Here is a 2444-nt window from a genome sequence, read left to right on the forward strand (position 1 = left end):
AAGACTGGATCTTTGTGCCTCATCCTTGTTTATTTTTTTAATGGAATCGGCGAACCTCCTTTGTCAGTTCTCTAAAAAACCTAAATTTCTTCTAAGAAAATCTCCAAACTTGCGCGGAAAGAAATGTTACTGTTTAAGTTATATGATTGCCGCGCGTCAAACAGTGGAAATTTTTAGTCATAAAAGAAGATAACAGTTTGAAGCAATTAAGATTTCCCTCCTTATTAATTTTATATATTAGGAGTCGGCAAACTTCTTCGAAGTTTTTCTTAACGCAAAAATCTCCCAGGTCTTTACAAAAATGGAACCGAGTCACATTAACATAAAAATCCCTTCAGCAGAACTGAAGGGATTTTGTTTCTTTTCAAAAGAATAACGTAATTTTATATTAGCCCCGATTGCAACGGAAATCCTTTTTTGAAAAAAAAGATTGCAGTGGAAAGCGGGTGTTTCTTTGGGAGAACAACCGAACTTTGTTGCTCCTAAGTCAGCATTCCACCGTCCACATTCAGCACCTGGCCGGTGATGTATGCCGACATATCAGAACCCAGGAACACACAGGCGTTGGCCACATCTTCCGGCTGTCCGCCACGTTTCAAAGGAATTCCTTCTCTCCAGCCCTGCACTGTTTTTTCGTCCAAAGCGGCCGTCATTTCCGTTTCAATGAAACCAGGAGCGATGGCGTTACAACGGATGTTTCTGGAACCCAACTCCAGCGCAATTGATTTCGAGAAGCCAATTACACCAGCTTTGGATGCCGCGTAATTTGCCTGCCCGGCATTTCCTTTAACCCCAACCACGGAAGTCATGTTGATGATAGAGCCAGATTTTGCTTTCATCATCGGTTTAATTACCGCTTTCGTAAGGTTGAATACGGAATCCAGGTTTACTTTGATGATGGTGTCCCAATCGTCTTTGGACATTCTGAGCATCAGGTTATCGCGGGTAATTCCGGCATTGTTGATTAAAATATCGATCTTGCCGAATTCTGCCATTACATCTTCTACAAGCTTCTGCGCAGCATCGTAATCCGACGCGTCCGACTGGTAACCTTTTGCTGTTGTAATTTTTGAAAGTTCTTCTTCCAGCGCTTTGGCCTTATCAACAGAACCTGCGTAAGTAAAGGCCACTTTAGCGCCTTCTTTAGCGAAAACCTCGGCGATTCCTTTTCCGATACCGCGTGTTGCTCCGGTAATTAAAGCAACTTTACCTTCTAATAATCCCATGTTATGTATTTAAATTTTTGTATTTGTTTTTTGATAGAGGTTTCTCCTGATCCTGTTCTTCGCTTACTGAATTATTGATAATGAGGACGATTTCTCCCTTTAAAGTTTTACTTTTGGAAAACTGAATTAAATCATTGATATTCCCGCGTTTGGTTTCTTCGAATTTCTTTGAAATCTCGCGGCTTAAACTCACTTTAGTCTCTTCACCAAAGAACTCTTTGATCTGTTCTAGAGTGGTATTTATTTTGTGTGGACTTTCGTATAAAACGATGGTTTTTTTCTCTTCCGCAAGCTGTTTCAGTTTTGTCTGTCTGCCTTTTTTCTGCGGTAAAAATCCAGAAAAAATAAACTCATTATTTGGTAATCCCGACACCACCAACGCCGGCACAAAAGCCGTTGCTCCCGGAAGACAAATCATTTCAATATCCTCATCAGAACCTGCTTTTGCCAAAAGATAACCGGGATCTGAAATTCCTGGCGTTCCCGCATCGGTAATGATGGCGATATTCTGGCCGCTTTTCAGGTCTTCCATTACCTTTTGCGTCATCTGATGTTCGTTGTGTAAATGATAGGATTTCAACGGTTTAGCTATTTCGAAATGCTTAAGCAAAACGCCTGAAGTCCGTGTATCTTCACACAGGATATAATCGACGTCCTTCAGCACTTTTACTGCCCTGAAAGTCATATCATCCAAATTTCCAACGGGTGTTGGAACAAAATACAGCGTTCCTGACATATTCTTTATGTTTCATTCTTTGAGGGTTTATAAAGCCTCAAGTTTTCTTAAATTTTTTATGGACGATATCTTTTCTGCCGGTTGTAAGCTTGGGCTAAAGCCAGGAAACCATCTGTCCATTCAAGACGGGCTAAAGCCCGTCCTTTAAGATTCTAAATCTTATTTCGTATCTATAAATTTTGGCTAATGCCTAATTTAAATCTGTTATTTTAGACGGGCTAAAGCCCGTCCCTATTAATGTGAGAGTACAGGAAACTAAATTCTGTTATATAGGATTTTACAGAAATCTTCCAATCCAGGATCTCTGGCTCCCATTAAAAGGAGTACAGTTCCTTGTTTGAGTTCGGGTCTCAAGGCTTCAAGGAGGTTATTGCGGTCTTCAACAAAATGAGCGTTTTTACCTTTGGCTTTGATGTCCTGAATCAGGTCATCTGCGGAGATATCTTTCACAGCAGTTCCGCCGGCATAGAATATTTCGCTCA

The 2444-nt window shown here is 40.7% G+C and carries 2 protein-coding genes and 1 pseudogene; all 3 read right to left on the bottom strand.

Annotated features, from left to right (window positions below):
* Positions 1 to 482 precede the first annotated feature (482 nt).
* Positions 483 to 1226 carry a 3-oxoacyl-[acyl-carrier-protein] reductase gene (gene fabG, locus V5N63_RS11590; RefSeq protein ID WP_265143840.1) on the bottom strand — a complete coding sequence of 248 codons (744 nt, stop codon included), beginning with the start codon at positions 1224 to 1226 and terminating at the stop codon, positions 483 to 485.
* A gap of 1 nt (position 1227) precedes the next feature.
* Positions 1228 to 1962 carry a 16S rRNA (cytidine(1402)-2'-O)-methyltransferase gene (rsmI, locus tag V5N63_RS11595; protein WP_332034067.1) on the bottom strand — a complete coding sequence of 245 codons (735 nt, stop codon included), beginning with the start codon at positions 1960 to 1962 and terminating at the stop codon, positions 1228 to 1230.
* Between the two features lie 255 nt (positions 1963 to 2217).
* Positions 2218 to 2444 (bottom strand): annotated as a pseudogene (locus tag V5N63_RS11600) (UDP-N-acetylmuramate--L-alanine ligase); the annotation flags it as partial.

Source organism: Kaistella sp. (assembly GCF_032060305.1).
GTDB classification, from domain to species: Bacteria; Bacteroidota; Bacteroidia; order Flavobacteriales; family Weeksellaceae; genus Kaistella; species Kaistella yananensis.

Coding starts and splice junctions, on each gene's coding strand:
- fabG (WP_265143840.1), bottom strand. CDS start 1,226: ATGGGATTATTAGAAGGTAAAGTTGCTTTAATTACCGGAGCAACACGC.
- rsmI (WP_332034067.1), bottom strand. CDS start 1,962: ATGTCAGGAACGCTGTATTTTGTTCCAACACCCGTTGGAAATTTGGAT.